Source organism: Pantoea sp. BR_17 (genome assembly GCF_041955125.1).
GTDB lineage: Bacteria > Pseudomonadota > Gammaproteobacteria > Enterobacterales > Enterobacteriaceae > Pantoea > Pantoea stewartii.
Genome location: NZ_JAVAXT010000001.1, coordinates 351,034 through 368,105 on the forward strand (window position 1 = coordinate 351,034; position 17,072 = coordinate 368,105).

At 56.1% G+C, this 17,072-nt stretch carries 15 protein-coding genes; 8 read left to right on the forward strand and 7 right to left on the reverse strand.

What is annotated here, in order from left to right; genetic code table 11:
• Window positions 1-16: 16 nt before the first annotated feature.
• Complete coding sequence (locus tag RAC60_RS01585) at window positions 17-2,395, forward strand: glycoside hydrolase family 3 N-terminal domain-containing protein (protein WP_058701880.1); 2,379 nt, start codon at window positions 17-19, stop codon at window positions 2,393-2,395.
• Window positions 2,396-2,433: 38 nt separating this feature from the next.
• Here the strand turns inward: RAC60_RS01585 and RAC60_RS01590 are convergent, their stop codons facing one another.
• Entirely contained in the window at window positions 2,434-2,886 is a 453-nt protein-coding gene (locus RAC60_RS01590; protein ID WP_375092474.1) for a GNAT family N-acetyltransferase, read from the reverse strand.
• Window positions 2,887-2,998: 112 nt separating this feature from the next.
• Here RAC60_RS01590 and hipB point away from each other — a divergent pair, with 112 nt between their 5' ends.
• Entirely contained in the window at window positions 2,999-3,238 is a 240-nt protein-coding gene (gene hipB, locus RAC60_RS01595) for a type II toxin-antitoxin system antitoxin HipB (RefSeq protein ID WP_033741710.1), read from the forward strand.
• Window positions 3,238-4,341, forward strand: a complete 1,104-nt coding sequence (locus RAC60_RS01600) for a HipA domain-containing protein (protein WP_375092475.1) — start codon at window positions 3,238-3,240, stop codon at window positions 4,339-4,341. Before hipB ends, RAC60_RS01600 begins: the two co-directional genes overlap by 1 nt.
• A gap of 5 nt (window positions 4,342-4,346) precedes the next feature.
• On the opposite strand, the gene RAC60_RS01605 is transcribed toward RAC60_RS01600, so the two are convergent.
• Window positions 4,347-4,763 (reverse strand): GFA family protein, encoded by a 417-nt coding sequence (locus RAC60_RS01605; RefSeq protein WP_054633743.1) that lies wholly within the window; start codon window positions 4,761-4,763, stop codon window positions 4,347-4,349.
• A gap of 97 nt (window positions 4,764-4,860) precedes the next feature.
• On the opposite strand from RAC60_RS01605, the gene RAC60_RS01610 reads away from it, so the two are divergent.
• Window positions 4,861-5,484 (forward strand): FMN-binding negative transcriptional regulator, encoded by a 624-nt coding sequence (locus RAC60_RS01610; protein ID WP_054633744.1) that lies wholly within the window; start codon window positions 4,861-4,863, stop codon window positions 5,482-5,484.
• Between the two features lie 59 nt (window positions 5,485-5,543).
• Here RAC60_RS01610 and kup read toward each other — a convergent pair whose 3' ends face one another.
• Window positions 5,544-7,412, reverse strand: a complete 1,869-nt coding sequence (gene kup, locus RAC60_RS01615; protein ID WP_058701883.1) for a low affinity potassium transporter Kup — start codon at window positions 7,410-7,412, stop codon at window positions 5,544-5,546.
• Between the two features lie 828 nt (window positions 7,413-8,240).
• On the opposite strand from kup, the gene RAC60_RS01620 reads away from it, so the two are divergent.
• Window positions 8,241-9,884, forward strand: coding sequence for a methyl-accepting chemotaxis protein (locus RAC60_RS01620; RefSeq protein WP_039340314.1), 1,644 nt, complete (start codon window positions 8,241-8,243; stop codon window positions 9,882-9,884).
• A 45-nt stretch (window positions 9,885-9,929) separates the two neighbouring features.
• Here RAC60_RS01620 and RAC60_RS01625 read toward each other — a convergent pair whose 3' ends face one another.
• The 4 genes from RAC60_RS01625 to RAC60_RS01640 all read right to left on the reverse strand — a co-directional run bounded on the left by RAC60_RS01625 (window position 9,930) and on the right by RAC60_RS01640 (window position 12,979).
• Window positions 9,930-10,577 carry an anti-sigma factor domain-containing protein gene (locus RAC60_RS01625; protein ID WP_058701884.1) on the reverse strand — a complete coding sequence of 216 codons (648 nt, stop codon included), beginning with the start codon at window positions 10,575-10,577 and terminating at the stop codon, window positions 9,930-9,932.
• Complete coding sequence (locus RAC60_RS01630) at window positions 10,574-11,128, reverse strand: RNA polymerase sigma factor (protein WP_033741702.1); 555 nt, start codon at window positions 11,126-11,128, stop codon at window positions 10,574-10,576. The genes RAC60_RS01625 and RAC60_RS01630 overlap by 4 nt, the downstream gene beginning before the upstream one ends.
• Before the next feature lie 42 nt (window positions 11,129-11,170).
• On the reverse strand, window positions 11,171-11,734 hold the full coding sequence (locus RAC60_RS01635; RefSeq protein WP_006119170.1) for a fasciclin domain-containing protein: 564 nt from the start codon (window positions 11,732-11,734) through the stop codon (window positions 11,171-11,173).
• Between the two features lie 330 nt (window positions 11,735-12,064).
• Window positions 12,065-12,979 carry a LysR substrate-binding domain-containing protein gene (locus RAC60_RS01640; protein ID WP_006119169.1) on the reverse strand — a complete coding sequence of 305 codons (915 nt, stop codon included), beginning with the start codon at window positions 12,977-12,979 and terminating at the stop codon, window positions 12,065-12,067.
• Between the two features lie 93 nt (window positions 12,980-13,072).
• Between RAC60_RS01640 and RAC60_RS01645 the strand changes: the two genes are divergently transcribed.
• Genes RAC60_RS01645 through RAC60_RS01655 form a run of 3 tightly spaced genes read left to right on the forward strand, consistent with a single transcriptional unit; the run spans window position 13,073 to window position 17,064 of the window.
• Window positions 13,073-14,203: an alanine racemase gene (locus RAC60_RS01645; protein ID WP_058702017.1), complete on the forward strand. Its 1,131-nt coding sequence runs from the start codon at window positions 13,073-13,075 to the stop codon at window positions 14,201-14,203.
• A gap of 33 nt (window positions 14,204-14,236) precedes the next feature.
• Complete coding sequence (locus RAC60_RS01650) at window positions 14,237-15,709, forward strand: aldehyde dehydrogenase family protein (protein ID WP_375092476.1); 1,473 nt, start codon at window positions 14,237-14,239, stop codon at window positions 15,707-15,709.
• Window positions 15,710-15,732: 23 nt separating this feature from the next.
• The gene (locus tag RAC60_RS01655) at window positions 15,733-17,064 is read left to right on the forward strand and encodes an FAD-binding oxidoreductase (protein ID WP_205950193.1); all 1,332 of its coding nucleotides are present in this window, start codon (window positions 15,733-15,735) and stop codon (window positions 17,062-17,064) included.
• Window positions 17,065-17,072 lie beyond the last annotated feature (8 nt).

Sequence of the window (17,072 nt, forward strand, 5' to 3'; positions counted from 1 at the left end):
GCGAAAGGAGAGAAACATGACCGAGATGTATAAGGATCCTCATCAGCCCATTGACGTACGCGTAGACGATCTGTTGTCGCGCATGACGGCCGAAGAGAAGTTCGCCCAGATGCACGCCTACTGGCTCATCCTGGATGAACAGGGCAATCATCAGCCGCGAAGCGATTTGAGCGATGACTTCACGGGCGTCAGCGAACACACCATCCTGAAGGCGCGGTTAACGCACGGCGTCGGTCAGATTACCCGTCCTTTGGGCACGCACATTGTTGATGCCGTCACTGGCGTGCGTGCCGCGAACCGTTTACAACGCGACCTGGTTGAAGGCTCGCGCCTTGGCATCCCGGCCCTGTTTCATGAGGAGTGCCTCGTGGGTTTACTCTGCAAAGGCGCTACGCTCTTTCCGTCGTCGCTTAACTACGGTTCTACCTGGGATGTCGGGCTGGTGAAACGGGCGGCACAGCATATCGGTGCCGAAGCGCGTTCCGTTGGCTGTAAGCAGGGGCTGGCTCCGGTACTGGATGTGTCACGGGATGTCCGCTGGGGCAGAACGGAAGAAACCTTTGGAGAAGATCCCTGGCTGGTGGGCGTGATGGCAACGGCCTATGTCGAAGGTTTACAGGGCGAGCGGCGCGATCTGCTGGCTACGCTCAAACACTATGCAGGCCATTCATTTAGCGAAGGTGCGCGCAATCATGCGCCTGTCCATCTCGGTTTTTGCGAACTGAACGACACGTTCCTGCTGCCGTTCGAAATGGCCGTAAAGCTGGCTAATGCCGGCTCGGTCATGCCCGCTTACCATGACATCGATAATCAACCCAGCCACAGCGATCGTTTTTTACTGACCGACGTGCTTCGGGAGCAGTGGGGATTCGATGGCCTTATCGTGGCGGACTATGGCGGCGTCAGTTTGCTACATCAGCATCACGGCATTTCGCAGGATGCGGCGGAGTCGGCGGCACTGGCGTTTAATGCCGGTCTGGATGTCGAACTGCCTAAGGATGACTGCGCGCGTCATCTGGCCGAGGCGGTATCCCGTCAACTGCTGTCGATGGAAACGATTGACCGTATTGTCAGCCGTATCCTGACAGAAAAATTTCGCCTGGGGTTATTCGACGATCCGTACATCCGTGAAGCGGACATTTGTCTTCAGCACGAGGAAACCCGTCAGGTAGCGCGTACGGTCGCCACACAGTCAATTACGCTGCTGGAAAATAACGGGATTCTGCCGCTGAAAACCGGCGCGCGCGTGGCGGTAGTCGGGCCCTGCGCTGACGATCCGCTGGCTTTGCTGAGCGGCTACAGTTTTCCGGTTCACCTGATCATCAGCGATATGCTGGAAGAAACATCACAGGTCACCACGCCGCTGGCCGCACTGCAACACTATCTGGGTGAGCAGCAGGTCCGCTATGCCAAAGGGTGCCATATCATTGAAACCCGCACCGCCGGTGCGCCGGTTTTCCCGGGTGACAGCGGGGCGAAACCAATGCAGCAGTCGCCGGTGTCTCAGGATACCGGGTTGATTGACGAGGCGGTTGAGGTTGCCCGACAAAGCGATGTCGTGATTGCCTGCGTGGGGGATCTGGCGGGGCTGTTTCAAAGCGGCACCGTAGGCGAAGGATCGGATAGCGACAGCCTGACTCTGCCCGGCGTTCAGCAGCCGCTGCTGGAGGCGCTGGCCGCCACAGGTAAGCCCCTGATTGTGGTGATGACGGGTGGGCGACCTTACAACCTGCAAGGACTGGAGGAGCGCGTCGCGGCCTTTATGCTCGCCTGGGCGCCGGGCCAGGAAGGCGGCTGGGCGATTGCCGATGTGCTGACGGGGCGGGCAGAACCGCAGGGGCGACTGGTGGTCAGTATCCCGAAAAACGTCGGCGCGATGCCGTTCTATTACAACCACAAACTGAAAAGCGGTGGAACGCCCATCGCGTTTCATTTTGGCGCACGCTATCCGTTTGGCTTCGGTCTGGGCTGGACGACGTTCGACTGGGGCGCGCCTCAGCCTGAACAGGATCAGGTCGCGATCGATGGCGAGATCCGCCTGCGGATCACCGTGACCAATCGGGGGGAACGGCAGGGCAGTGAAGTGGTCCAGCTCTATGTTCGTGACCGAATCGCCAGCCGGGTACGCCCGCTTCAGGAACTGAAAGCGTTTCAGCGCGTCACGCTGGCGCCAGGCGCGTCAGCTGAACTGTGCTTTACGCTTCCTGTCGATATGCTCAACTTTACCCGTGGCGATGGTAAACGTATTGTCGAACCGGGTGAGTTCGAGTTGCAGACAGGTTCCTCGTGCCGTGATATTCATGGCGTCAGCACCGTAACGGTAACGGGAGAAACGCGTGTGCTGCCGACACACTGGCGGATGTTAAGCACCTGCTCGGTCAACGTTGCCGACTGAGGCCTTCGCCTGCCCATTAAGCGGATGGGCAGGCGAGTTTAGGTGTGCTCGCACAACGTTTTCGTCAGGTAATGACGCTGCATACCGGCTTCGGGAAAATCCGGCAGCGACATTTTCAGGACATAGCCCTGTTTCTGGTAAAAGGGCAGGGCCTGAAAGCTAAAGGTATCCACTTGTGCGCTGTGGCAGCCTCTGGCCACAGCCGCCTGTTCCGCAGCACGAATCAGCTCACCGCCCAGGCCCGCACCACGTTGGGCTTCACTGACCCACAGGTAATCAATACACAGCCAGCGGCCTTTAATGCTGCCAGCCAGCCCGCCTTGTAACGGCCCCTGATCGTGACGACACATGACCGACAGCGGTCCCCATAACGCCGTGTCAATAAACTGATGATTCCAGGCACGCAGCCCGGTAAAGAGATCCTGCTTGTCCTGCTCACTCAGCGTGTGAGTCACGGTCAGCGAAAAAGTGGTGTTAACGGGCCTGCGCATTTTTGTCCTTATATCCCCTGTAAGGGATAATATTGCCGTTATCAAAAGGGGCATCTACGCTATAAATATCCCCTCCAAGGGATAAATTCTGATGAATGATGGAGCGCGCAAGATGATTTATAGTCCCCGGCAGTTAGCTAATCAGCTGAAACGCCTGCGTCAGCAGCAGGGCTGGACCCAAACCGACCTGGCCAAACGCGTGGGCCTGAAACAGGCAACGCTGTCTCATTTTGAAAATTATCCTGAGTCTACCTCACTGGAAACGCTGTTTAAAATTTTGCAGGCGCTGGATATTGCTCTGGCGCTGCAGATCAAAACGCCCCCGACCACGCCAGCGGAGGATGCCTGGTAATGGCAAAACTCATCGCCTGGATGAACGGTGAGCGGGTCGGAACGTTAATGCAGCATCATGACGGGACGCTGAGCTTCCAGTACGCTGCCAGCTGGCTTCAGCATCCGCTCACCCGGCCTCTCTCACTGTCACTGCCGCTGCAACGTGCCGCCCACCACTCAGTCAGGGTGAGCTATTTCTTCGAAAACCTGCTAAGCCCTATCCCATTGACAGAAAAGGAAAAGAACCAAGCTTTCCAGACAAAATCCTGTGGGGTTTTCGCCGTGTTGCAAAAAGTGGGATACCGGTTACCGGGTGCACTTATCATGCTGCCGGTAAACCAGCAGCCCGTTGAGCTGGATGACGAATCCATAATGTCCGATATGGCCAGCGCACATGCCGACAGCGACAACGCCTTTCTGTGTCTTGCGCTGGCGCGTGAACTGGGCCTGCCTGTACCGGATGCCAGGCCGCTTCGCCAGGAAGGCGGGGGCTGGCAATTGTGCATCACGCGTGACGACCGTCGCTGGAATGCGGACCGGACGCAGTGCTACCGCCTTCCCACCGAAAACCTGTGCCAGGCGCTGGGATTCCCGCCCGCATGCAGTCATGAACAATCGGGCGGTCCGGGCCTTGAGGCACTGATGGGATTACTGATGGGATCGCGCAGCGCGCTTACCGATCGCGAAGCGATAATGCGTTGCCTGGTATTTCAGTGGTTAACAGGCATCACCAGTCTGGATGCCCGACATATCAGATTGTTCATCGAGCGCGAGGGGAGTTTTCGGCTGGCACCGTTTCGGTGTCTGGTCTCCGCCTGGCCCGCGCGCTCTCAGCGCAAAATGGACCGCGATGACATCCAGTTACCCCTTGGTGTCACTGGCCCGGCGGGCAAGCTGCATCGCATCACGCAGATCGCGCCCTCACACTTTCTGGCCAGTGCCCGCAGCGTGCGGTTCAGTGAGGAGCAGATGCACGCTATCCTGAATGGCTTTGTGTCTGCTTTACCGGCTGCGATGATCCGGGTACGTGACAGCCTGCCAGAAGAGGTTTCTCTGGTGGTGGCCGATGCGATTTTCTGCCATTCATTGCTGATGCTCGAACAGGTCCGTTCGCTGACCTGAAGGGATCATGACGTTTCCGGCTGGTAAATCAGATGTCCCGCCACGCCGCCTTTGCCCCCATCTTTGGGATGGTTCATGCCATCCGTCACGGGAACGGAGGCGAAATCAAAAGGGGAAACGCCTGTCAGGCACGCCGCGTTAACCCCGAACTGTTCGGGATTAGAGCGGCTCTGGTGGAAGGTGTAAATACCACAAACCGAGCAGAAATAATGCACCGCCTGTCCGGAATTAAAGCGGTATTCACTCAGCGCCGCTTTCCCTTTGTGGATCGTCAGCCCCGAAGCAGGGGCAAACACCACCACGGCACCGCGCATCCGGCAAAATGAACAGTTACAGCGTCGGGCCGTATTCAGTCCATCCAGCAGTTCAACAGTAAACGCAACCGCACCACAGTGGCACTGTCCTGAAGTGATTTCTGACATCGCTTGCTCCTTTTTCATCCTGTCACGTTTCGCAGCGTGACAGAGGTGAGGGGTTAATGGCATAAAGACGAAAGGGAATTCAGCCAGGATATTGTGAATGCTTAACGTAAAAGACACCAGCATGACGCCGGAAGAGTGCAGACATTTTCTCACGCAGCACATGTTTGGAACGCTGGTGAGCAGCGATCTGCAAATCAGCCATATTCCGTTTTGCTTCAACGGTGAAAACGTTCTTGAAACACATCTGGCACGCAATAATCCGCAACGGGTTGCGCTGGCGCAGCAGCCGTGCCTGCTGAGCGTTCTGGGTCCGCATGCCTTTATCAGTACGGATTACTATCTGGCGTCACCTGCCGTTCCAACCTGGAACTATGCCGCCGTCAGCGTGAAAGGCATCAGCAGGCTGATGACGCAGGCGGAACTGGGCCAGTCGCTGGACAGAATGTTAGCCGCGTTTCAACCGGGCCTGAGGCAGGATAAACAACGGCTTCCCGATGATTATCAACAAAAACTGATGCAGGGCATCACCGGTGTCAGGATAGAGATTAGCCACATCAGCGGCACGCTGAAGCTTGGGCAGCATCGCCGTCCACCCGAACAGCTTAATGTTTTCCAGCAACTGGCTGCCCAGGGCGGTGCGTATGCGGATTATGCGCGCTTTGCTCAGGACTGGCTGAGCCGCTTCCGGCCAGACGTACTGACCCGTCACCACGGCGCGTAGAGGCTGAGGAAGGAATAACCCGGGCAGCGTCAGATGAAGAGGCTGCCCGGGTACGTCAATCAAAACTCTTTTTGCCCACCCAGCTCAATGACACGGTTTGGCGGGATCATAAACTGTTCATGGGCACGTAACGCATTGCGCTGGAAGAAATGGAAGATGGCACCACGGGCATGTGCCAGACCGCGTCGTTTCTTCATCACCAGCGTGTCGTGAGAGGTGAAAAACGACGCCTCATTTAACGTACAGCCAAATCCTTCCAGCCCGCACAGGTGCAACACATCTTTCATGGAAGGCCGTTCATGCCAGCCGTATTCGGCCGTCACCTGCCAGAAGGACGGCGAAAGCTGACGTAGCGCGATGCGCTTCTGGTTATGAACACGCGGCAGGTCAACCGTTTTGATATGCAGAAGAACCGTCCGCTCATGCAGCACCCGGTTGTGTTTCAGGTTATGCAGCAGCGCCTGCGGAATTTCATACGCTTTGCGGGTCAGAAAAATTGCCGTACCGCCAACCCGCATCGGAGGCGAAGCCTCCAGCGAGCTAATCAGGGCTTTTAACCTGACGGGATCGTCAGTCAGACGACGAATGAGTCTTGAACGCTCTCCGCTCCAGATCAGCATCAGCATCAGCATCGTCATCGCCAGCAACACGGGGACCCAGCCGCCCGACAGCAGTTTCATCAGGTTGGAAATAAACAACGGAACGTCGATCGCCAACATACAGAGCAGGAAAACCAGCGCCACGGGCAGCGGCCATTTCCAGTTTTTAAAGGCGACGATACCGGCCAGGCAGGCTGTCAGAACCATGGTGCCGGTCACCACGATGCCGTACGCCGAAGAGAGGGCCGAGGACTGACGGAAGGCCAGGATGACGACGGTCACCGCACCGAAAAGTAACCAGTTCACTACCGGAATGTAGATTTGTCCCGATTCGGTTGCCGAGGTGAAAATGACGCGCATCGGCGGCAAAAAGCCCTGACGAATTGCCTGATGTGTCAGGGTATAAACCCCACTAATGATCGCCTGAGCCGCAATAACGGTGGCCAGCGTCGACAGGATGATTAACGGAATCTGCGCCCAGACCGGGGCCAGGATATAAAACGGGTTTTGTATCGCGGCAGGACTGGCCAGCACCAGCGCCCCCTGACCGAAATAGTTCAGCACCAGAGCAGGCAGGGCAATGATCAGCCACGCCAGCCTGATGGGGGTTTTCCCCAAATGTCCCATGTCAGCATACAGGGCCTCCGCACCGGTCACCGCCAGCACCACCATGCCCAAAGCTGCGAAAGAGAGAGCTTCATGATTCAGCAAAAATGTCAGCGCAAATGCCGGGTTGAGCGCATGAAGAACATGGGGATTCATCAGAATTCCGTGCACGCCCAGTATCGCCAGGGTGATAAACCACACCAGCATAATCGGCCCAAAGACGCGGCTGACCCGTTCAGTGCCGTGTTTTTGAATCACAAATAACAGGGTCAGAATCACCACAGCCAGCGGCACGATATAGCGATCCAGCGCGGGTGCAACAACCTCGATCCCCTCAACGGCAGACAGCACTGAGATGGCCGGCGTGATAATGCCGTCGCCGTAAAAAAAGGCGCCGCCCGTCAAACCGGCAAGCACAATGACGCGGCTGAGCGTGGCGCCAACATTTTGCCGGGCCAGCGACATTAAGGTCAGTATTCCCCCTTCGCCATCGTGATCGGCGCGCATGATGAACATGACATATTTTACCGTCACAATCAGCATCAGCCCCCAGAAGATCAGCGACAGAAAGCCCATCACGGCTTCTTCGGTGACCGCGCCAGAAGGAAGGATAGAAAGACACTCTTTTAAGGTATAAAGCGGGCTGGTACCGATATCACCAAATACGATCCCTGCTGCTGCCAGCATACCGGCTGGAAGGGATTGCTTTTCAGACTGGGCCATTTAATGTCCTGTTGTATTTCACGTCATCACAAGCCTCAAACCGACAGTTACACCGGTTGACGCTGAGCATGACATTACGCGTTTTGCTGTGAATTAGGGAGTAGCTGGTGATGTTATGTACTGCATTTTTACAGCTTTGCGCTTTATTTTTACGGCATTTTTATACAACTGTCGATTTATCCGGCAGTGAGGCCTGACGCTGACCCTTTACCGCTACCGTTTCCCCCTGACGCGTGATTCGCCTGCCAGGTCAACACACGCGGATAAGGTCTCATCTCAACGCTGCCTCCCTCGTAACAGCATGCGGACGCGTCCGTGCACGCTCAGAACAGTTCCTCAAAGTGTAATCAGCCCGTACAGGAAACACCACGCAGCCTCTGCCGTTTTAAAAAAATATTTTTTAATAGTCCTTATTTATGATTAATGCTGTCAGCGATTTTTTAAGGCTAATTAATTTCAAAAAATAAAAGACAAATACGGTGTCGTGGACAGGGGGTGAAGACGATTTTGCGCTGTCTTTAGCCAACTTTTACTGATTAATGTCGTGTGTCGTTTTAAATAAGGTTGGATAAACGATGGCTTAAAATAATTTTTGTTTATTTTTAATCATTATCACTTCTTCTTTTTAATTTTCCTTTCTGCCTTTAATAGTCAAACTCTCATTCAGCGGGCTAATCTGTTTTTATGAAAATAAACGTTTTGTCCTGATATCTTTGCGACACAGCACCATCTAACATTAATGCTAATGCCTGAAGCGTCGATATATTTATTGCTGGCGTTATTCAGCATTACTTACAGAATTACCGTCTTAATATTCGGGGTTTTAATATGACTATTACACAGCGACTTTTCCTGACGTTTTCTCTACTCTCCGCCGCTATGGTCGCGATGGTAGTGATCGTCATCATGGTGTTAGCAGGCTTTCAGTCGCGTTTTCAGTACGTGCAAGACAACACGCTACCTTCAATTGTAGACCTTGATAAAATGGTCAACGGCAGTAATCGGGTTAACGTATCGCTTTATCGCCACCAGAGTGCCAAAGATTCGGCTAAGCAGGTTGAGTTCGAAAAAGAAATCGCTGCGAAGATGGATACGCTGAAAGGCCTGACCCTGTTCTATTTAAAAAATGAAATTACCAACGATCAGGATAAGCAGTTAAGTGAACATGCGCTGGCACTGATTAAACAGATCCAGACGCGCTTACCTGCCTTCCTTGAATACTCGCGTTCGCATGATGACGCTCATTCTCTTTCCGCCTTGCAAGGCCCGGACGGTGTGGGGCAGTCTATCCGTGATCTCATTGAAAGTTATCAGAACCAACTGCAGTTTAATGTGCAGGTGGGCGCGGCTTTTCAAAAAGAGAATAACCGCGTTTATCATCAAACCTTATGGGCCTTAATCGCCGGTTCCAGCGCCATTATCCTGATATTGGGCGCGTTATCTGTTCGTACTATATTAAGCATTCGTCGCCATCTGAATGGTATGCGCACAACCATGGAGCACGCCAGCGAGCGGCTTGATTTAACGCTGCGTGCCGATGACGCACGTAAAGATGAAATCGGGTTAACGGCAAAAGCATTTAATGCTTTGGTGGAGAATGTGGCGCAGTCTTTGTCTGCCGTCGAACGGTCCGCCCACTCGGTCAGCACGGCCTCGTCGCAAATTTCAGCCGGTAACGAAGATCTCTCCTCACGAACCGAACAGCAGGCCGCGTCGCTTGAGGAAACGGCGGCCAGCATGTCTGAACTGAGCGAAACGGTTCGTCAGACGGCTGAAAATACCCGTCTTGCCAGCCAGTTGTCTAAAAACGCGCGTGAGATATCCAGTGACAGCTCTGACAAAGTGCACACCATGTTAGGCACCATGACCGACATAAAACAGAGTTCGGAGAAAATCACCGCCATCATCGCGCTGATTGAAGGTGTGGCGTTTCAGACCAATATCCTGGCACTCAATGCCGCCGTTGAGGCCGCCCGTGCCGGCGAGCAGGGGCGTGGCTTTGCCGTGGTGGCCGGTGAAGTGCGTAATCTTGCCCAACGCTCGTCGGCCTCCGCACGGGAGATTAAAGATCTGATCGAATCGTCGATGCGTTATGTGGAAACGGGCGTCAGCCAGGCAGAGCAGGTCGGGGAAAATATGGGGCGCATGAATGATGCAATTCGCCAGGTCACCGATCTGGTTGATGAGATTGCCATTGCGTCTCAGGAGCAGTCGCTGGGCATCAGTCAGGTCCATCAGGCTGTGCATCAGATGGATGACGTTACGCAACAGAACGCCGCGCTGGTGCAGGAAGCGTCATCAGCATCGCGCTCGCTGATGGATCAGGCAGGCGCACTGAATGATCTTGTTGCCGCCTTCGTGCTGACCGAGGCTCCCGCTGTACAGGCGCGCACGGTGGCGCCGCTCAAACCCGCCTTCGCGATGGCGAGCGCATCGGCATCAAATCAGGACGCAAACTGGCAACATTTCTGATATGTCGGTGACACGCAGTGACAGGACTGCCACTGCATGTCGGGCCTATATTTTACCACTGTAAAGTACGGGCCCGGTGGGTTGCCCCGTCGGTGAGCCGCCCCGCGGCTCCCGGCTGATGGCGACCACCGCGTTTTTCAGGGAATCTTGCCGTTTCAGTGTCAGTTGGGTGGCCTGTTCAGTGTTAAGTAACCCCAGCGAAATGGGACGACTGCCTGTTGGAATCAGCCATAACTGCAGGCTGGTGTGGCTGTCAGCCGTTACCGGCTGCAATGGCGTCACCCGTAGCTGGGTTAAATCGTGGTCGGCGCTGACCACCCATTGGCTGTGTTGCTGAGCGTCACTCATGACGGTAAGCGGGGTAAACTCTGGCACGTAAAACATGCGCCAGGAAAAAAGGGCAAGGACCGCAATGGCCGCCGCTACCATCCAGCCCAGTGCGGCGCGTCGGGCAGGGCGGGCAGAGGGTTTTTCGGGCAGATTCAGGGCAATTTTCTTCCAGACCCGATCCGGCGGGATTTCGTGTATCAGTTGACTGTCCAGCCCAGCGAGTAACGTTTGCCATTTGGCAACCTGTTCGGCCAGATCTGGCTCGGTCAGCAGGCGCGTCTGAAAGCGTAACCGGGCGGGGCCACGCAGCGTACCAATGGCGTACTCGGCAGAGAGTGCATCGTCACGTTGTTGTCTGTTCATAGTCCGACACATTCCCGAAGGTGGGCCATGGCACGGCGGATCCAGCTTTTCACCGAACCTACCGGCTGCTGTAGCCAGTGAGCAATATCGCTGTGTGACATGCCCTGATAATAGGCCAGCGTAACGCTCTGCCGTTGCTCGCTGCTAAGGTTTTCCATACAGCGACGCAGGCGCGCAGCCTGGGCATCATCGGGCCTGCTGTCCGGTTCGTCGGTATCGACGACCAGCAGGGCATCATCATGCGGTTCTTCTGTACTGGCCATGCGCGCCTGTCCGCTACGTAACCAGTCAATACAACGATGACGAACGATCTGCGTCATCCAGGTCATCGGCGCGCTCAGCGCTGGATCATAGGTCTCCGCTTTGCTCCAGATGGTGAGAAAGCAGTCATGCAGCACTTCTTCCGCCCAGGGGCGATGGCGTAACATCCGTAAGGCAATGGCAAAAAGGTGCGGCGAGGTTTGCCGATACAGTTTTTCGAACGCCAGGCGATCGCCTTTCACGATCGCCTGCATCAGGGTTACCTGCTCCACTGCCCGCACCTTGTCCATAATCATCCTGAATGATGTGATTTTCCGTTTGAGTATAGAGAATTACTTCGGCATTAATACGGTATCAATCACATCTATCACGCCGTTTTTCTGGTTGACGTCATACGTACTGATATTGGCCACGTTACCCTGTGCATCTTTCAGCTGAATATTGTGTGGGCCATTATTCATAATCCACAACGGCTGGCCGTTAACGGTTTTCAGTTCAGCATGACCGCCGCCTTGCTTAATCTTGTTCTCCAGCGCTTTCATGTCGTATTTGCCTGCCACAACATGGTAGGTCAGGACGCTGGTCAACTGCGCTTTGTTTTCCGGCTTAAGCAGATTATCGACGGTACCGGCGGGCAGTTTCGCGAACGCGGCATTGGTTGGGGCAAAGACGGTAAACGGCCCTTTACCCTGTAGTGTGTCAACCAGACCGGCCGCCTTCACCGCCGCCACCAGCGTGGTGTGATCTTTCGAATTCACCGCATTCTCAACGATATTTTTCTGAGGGTACATCGCAGCGCCACCGACCATCACGGAGCCCGACTCCATTGCGGCAAATGAGGCGGCAGTAAACAGGAATGCGCTTGAAACTACGGCAACAGCGAAGAACTTTTTCATCGTAAATCCTCATAAGAGAGAGTGGGTAAGTGTCTTGCAAAGAGAGATACGAGAGCAGGGGCGTCACTGGATGCAGAAAAAAATAATTTTTTTTACGAAGATTTATCCGCTGCGGGCGCACGGGTACGGTCAAGCACGCCTGGCCGTTTAAGCACAATTTTCACGGGCTGTCCGGCCAGGCGATACCGTCACTAACACAAAGCGATTCAAGCACACTCAACCCGTTTCCTGTGTGCTTCAGACCTCATGCCGTTCGCAACAGCTGGCGTGAGCGACTGATAAGCCCTGTGGACCGCGAAGCACGCCTGTCCCCCCAACAAGACCTGTGGCTTACTGTTCGTTCTGCATCCACGGCGGCGCGCTAAAGGTGGTTTTCAGTAACGTGATAAAGCCCTGAGTACGGGGCAGGCGTTTGATTTCTGGCATGCTGGTCAGCGCGGCAATGTCGGCGGGCGGCAGCATAAATTCAGGCAGGAGTGGGACCAGTCGCCCCTGTTTAATTTCACTGCTGATGTCCCAGATCGAGCGCACCATAATCCCTTTGCCTTGCAGCGCCCAGCGTTTAATCACCCGACCATCGTTACTTGCCAGACGGGGCGTAATTTTGACGGTGACCGGGTCATGCTGATGCGCAAACACCCAACGAGTCACGTCCTCAGCATTTTCACGGATAACCAGACAGTGGTGCTGCGTGAGTTCAGCGGGATGCGTGGGCACACCGTGGCGCTGCAGATAATCCGGCGAAGCGCACAGCACGCGGCGGTTAGGTGCAATTCGGGTGCTGTACAACGACGAGTCCCGCAGGTTGCCAATATAGATCGCCACGTCCCATTTATCGGCCTGCATCCAGTTCGGATTGTCTGACAGCATCAGATCCACGCTGAGATCGGGATGCTGGTCAACATAATCGGAGAGCAAGGGCGCGATATATTCCGAGCCAAAGCCCAGCGGAGCCAGTACCCGCAACGTGCCGCTTATCCGGTTTCGGGTCTGGTCAATCACATCCTGTAGCTGGTCCAGCTCATGCAAAATCAGCCGCGCGCGTGCTAATAACGCTTCACCTTCGTCGGTCAGAATGATCCGTTTTGCCGGACGCAAAATAAGCTTAATGCCCATTTTTTGTTCAATGTGCTGCAGCCGCTGGGTCACGGACGGTGGTGTGATATCCAGATAGCGGGCGGCGGCGGCCAGGGTCGCGCTGGCGGAGATCACCTGAAAAAACCGCAGATCGTCACTGTTGATCATTAGGTTCAAACCTAATCATTAATTGGGTGTGTCTGCATTTTAAACTAAATGCATTGATGAGAGCATCCAGTAAACCCCTCAGGACAGACAATGATGCTTAACGATCCCTCACTGACAACGCCGTATCTGCTGCTGGACAAAGTGAAGTTCAGGCGGAATATCCGCAGGCTCTACGATCATATTGATAGCCTGCACTGTCAGATTCGCCCCCATCTGAAAACGCTACGCACGGTACAGTCGGCCCCCTGGCTACTGCGTGACCGGGCTTCACCGGCCACGGTGTCCACACTGGCTGAAGCCGAGGCGTTTGCTGCCGCAGGTTACCGCAATATCCTTTATGCCGTGGGGATTGCGCCGGACAAGCTGCCGCGCATCGCGGCCTGTCTGCGTCCAGGTGCCCAAGTGCATCTTCTGCTCGACAGTCTGACACAGGCGCAGGCCGTATCTGCATACGGGCAGCAGCATCAGGTGGCCTTTAGCGTGTTTATCGAGATTGACTGCGATGGTCATCGGGGCGGCATAAAACCGGACGACAGCGCCCTGACCGACATTGGCGCGTATTTGCAGCAGAACGGAATGCATGTCGAAGGAGTGTTAACTCACGCGGGGGAATCGTATCACTGTCGTACGCAGGACGAGATTGCACAGGCGGCACGGGCGGAGTGCCAGGCCGCCATCAAAGCGGCTAAGCGCCTTCGCGCGGCTGGCGTGACCTGTCCGGTAGTGAGCGTGGGATCAACGCCCACGGCCCATGCCGTAAGGGATTTAGACGGGGTAACGGAAGTGCGCGCCGGGGTGTTTTCCACTTTCGATCTGTTTATGACCAACCTCGGCGTCTGCACCGCCGACGATATCGCGCTTTCTGTTGTCACCACGGTAATTGGCCACAACGCTGAAAAAGGCTGGCTGTTTGTCGATGCAGGCTGGATGGCGATGTCGCGCGACCGTGGCACCGCCTCGCAAAAAACCGACTTTGCCTACGGTCTGGTATGTGACAGCGAAGGGCGATCCACCGGACTCCTGCTGTCGTCCACCAATCAGGAACACGGCATTATCGCCATTCCGCCCGACAGCGGTCACCAGGTCACGGATTTCTCGCTCGGGACCCGGCTGCGGATTTTGCCCAATCACGCCTGCGCCACTGCCGGAATGCACACCCGGTATCAGGTAATGGACAGCCAGAGCGGGGAACACGAAGTCTGGCATCGCGTCACCGGCTGGTGATGTCCCGCTCCTTTCTTTTTTCAAGAGGCACGTATGACTGATTTCAATCCCGATGACGTTCACCTGTCCAGCGGACACTTTATCGACGGACAATTTGTATCCGCCAGCGGTCAGGCTATGGGCATTAAACGGCCTTCTGACGGTCAGCATTATGCAGAGATCCATGAGGCGGATGCCCGTACCGTCGACGATGCCGTGACCGTGGCCGAAGCACGGCGCATCAGCAGCGGCTGGTCGGGTTGTTCGCCACGAGATCGGGGTGCAGCCCTCTCGCGCTGGGCAGACTTAATCGAAAAAGACAGTGAATACCTGGCGCAGCTGGAAGCCGTCGGATCGACCCGACCCGTCACCGATGCACGCAATATCGAAGTGCCCTTTACCGCGGCGGCCCTGCGTTTTTATGCCGAATGCGCGGACAAATACAGCGGTGACGTGTTTCCAACGCAGCACAGTAGCCTGGGCATGCTGGTGCCTGAGCCCTATGGGGTGATCGGCGCAATCACGCCGTGGAATTTTCCCCTGTCGATGGCTTCCTGGAAATGCGGCCCGGCTCTGGCGGCAGGCAACGCGGTGGTGCTGAAGCCGTCTGAACTGACGCCGTTTTCAACGGCCCGTCTGGCCGAACTGGCGGTGCAGGCGGGGATCCCATCCGGTGTGCTGAATGTGATCCAGGGCAGCGGCAAGGTCACCGGTAATGCGCTGGTAGCGCATCCGCTGGTGCGCAAGGTCTCCTTTACCGGCTCCACTGCCACCGGTGCGGCGATTATGAGCCAGGCGGCCCTGCACGGCACTAAACCGGTCACGCTGGAGCTGGGCGGCAAAAGCCCGCAGCTGGTCTTTGATGACGCCGGCGACGCCGACGAGATTGCCGAGCGCCTCTTTCTGGGATTCACGGTGAATGCCGGTCAGGCCTGCGTGTCCGGAACACGTTTGATTATTCAGAAAGGCATTGCTGAACGTGTTACAGAAAAGCTGATTGCACGCTGTCAGAAACCCGTGCCCGGCATGACCTGGCACGCGTCAACACGGTATTGTCCGCTGATTGACGCACGCCAGGGTGAAAAAGTGGCCACGATTATTGCACAGTCCGTCGCTCAGGGGGCGCGGGTGCTGGTGGGTGGAAAACGCTACGACAATACGAAAGAAGGCTGGTTCTGGCAGCCCACACTGCTGGAGAACGTCGGCCCGGATAACGTGGCGTTGCACGAAGAGATTTTTGGACCGGTGCTGACCATTCAGACCTTTACCGATGAGGAAGAAGCCCTGGCGCTGGCGCAGCATGCGGTCTTTGGCCTGTGCGCGGGCGTCCACACGTTGAACATGCCACGGGCGATGCGCTTAATGCGCGCGCTGGACAGCGGAACGGTGTGGGTTAACCGCTATCGCCGCACCTGGGATTTCATTATCCCTACCGGCGGTTTTCAGGGATCCGGCTTTGGTAAAGATCTGGGCCGCCAGGCCTTTGAGGCCTGTCAGCGCTATAAAAGTGTATTAATCGATTTTTAACCTTTCGCTGGAGAGCAGATATTATGCCCGCACCGCTCAGGCTGGTTCAGGACAGTACGCATTTTCCCGACTCGGTGGATGTAGTGATTATTGGGGCAGGCATTGTCGGCGCGGCAACCTGCTGGGCGCTCACCCAAAAAGGCTATCGGGTGGCGGTGATCGAAAAGGGCCTGGTCGGGGCTGAACAGTCAAGCCGTAACTGGGGCTGGTGCCGCCAGCTTAACCGGGATGAACGGGAGATCCCGCTGATCCTGCATGCGCTGCAACGCTGGCATGAACTGAGCAAGGAAATCGGCATGGACGTGGGATTCCGCGCCACCGGGCTGGTCTATGCAACGTGCGCGGAAAAGGACATCCGCAACTGGGATAACTGGGGGAAAATGGCGAAGCAATACGGCATTCGTAGCCAGATTCTCAATGCCGCAGAGGCAAAAGCCATGACGCCCGGTAGCCGCACAGCGTGGAAAGGCGGCGTGCATTCACCCGATGACGGTTATGCCGATCCCGCACTCGCCGCGCCAGGCCTGATGGAGGCGGTGGTGAAAAAAGGCGCCTTTCTGTTTCAGCGCTGTGCGGTGCGCGGGCTGGATATTTCGGCAGGTCAGGTGAGCGGGGTGATCACGGAAAGAGGTCTGATTAAAACCTCGCGCGTGGTCTGCGCCGCAGGTGCCTGGACATCGCTGTTTTGTCGCCGGCACGGCATCGATTTACCTGCAGGTAATGTCATCGGCAGTGCGTTTCGTACTTATCCCGTCGAACAGGTGATTACCCGGCCTTTCTATACGGATGCGTTTGCCTGTCGGCCACGCTCGGACGGCGGTTATACCATCGCACTGTCCGGCACAGGTCGTCTTGAGCCCGGCATTCAGGGGCTGAAATATGCCCGTCAGTTCTTCCCGTTATACAAAGCACGTCGGCTCAATCTGGAAACCAAAATTCGCCTGACCTCCTTTTTACAGGGACCGGAGTCGCTGGCGCGCTGGTCAATGGAGCGCCCGTCCCCCTTTGAAAAAATCCGCATTCTGGACCCGACGGTGTCGGACGGCGTGGTGGAAAAGGGGCTGATGGCCATCGGCCGTGAGTATCCTGCGCTGGCCGGGCTGCGAGTCACGCAGGCCTGGGGTGGCGTCATCGACTGTATGCCTGACGATATACCGGTCATCTCCACCGTGCCACAGCTTCCCGGTCTGGTTCTGTCGGCGGGCTACAGTGGGCATGGCTTTGGCATCGGCCCCGGTGCCGGCCGCCTGACGGCCGATCTGGTGACCGGTGATGATCCCATCGTGGACCCCACGGCGTTCCGTTACAGCCGTTTCCGCGATGGCAGCGCCCTGAAACAACCCGGCATGATGTAAGGAGAAAA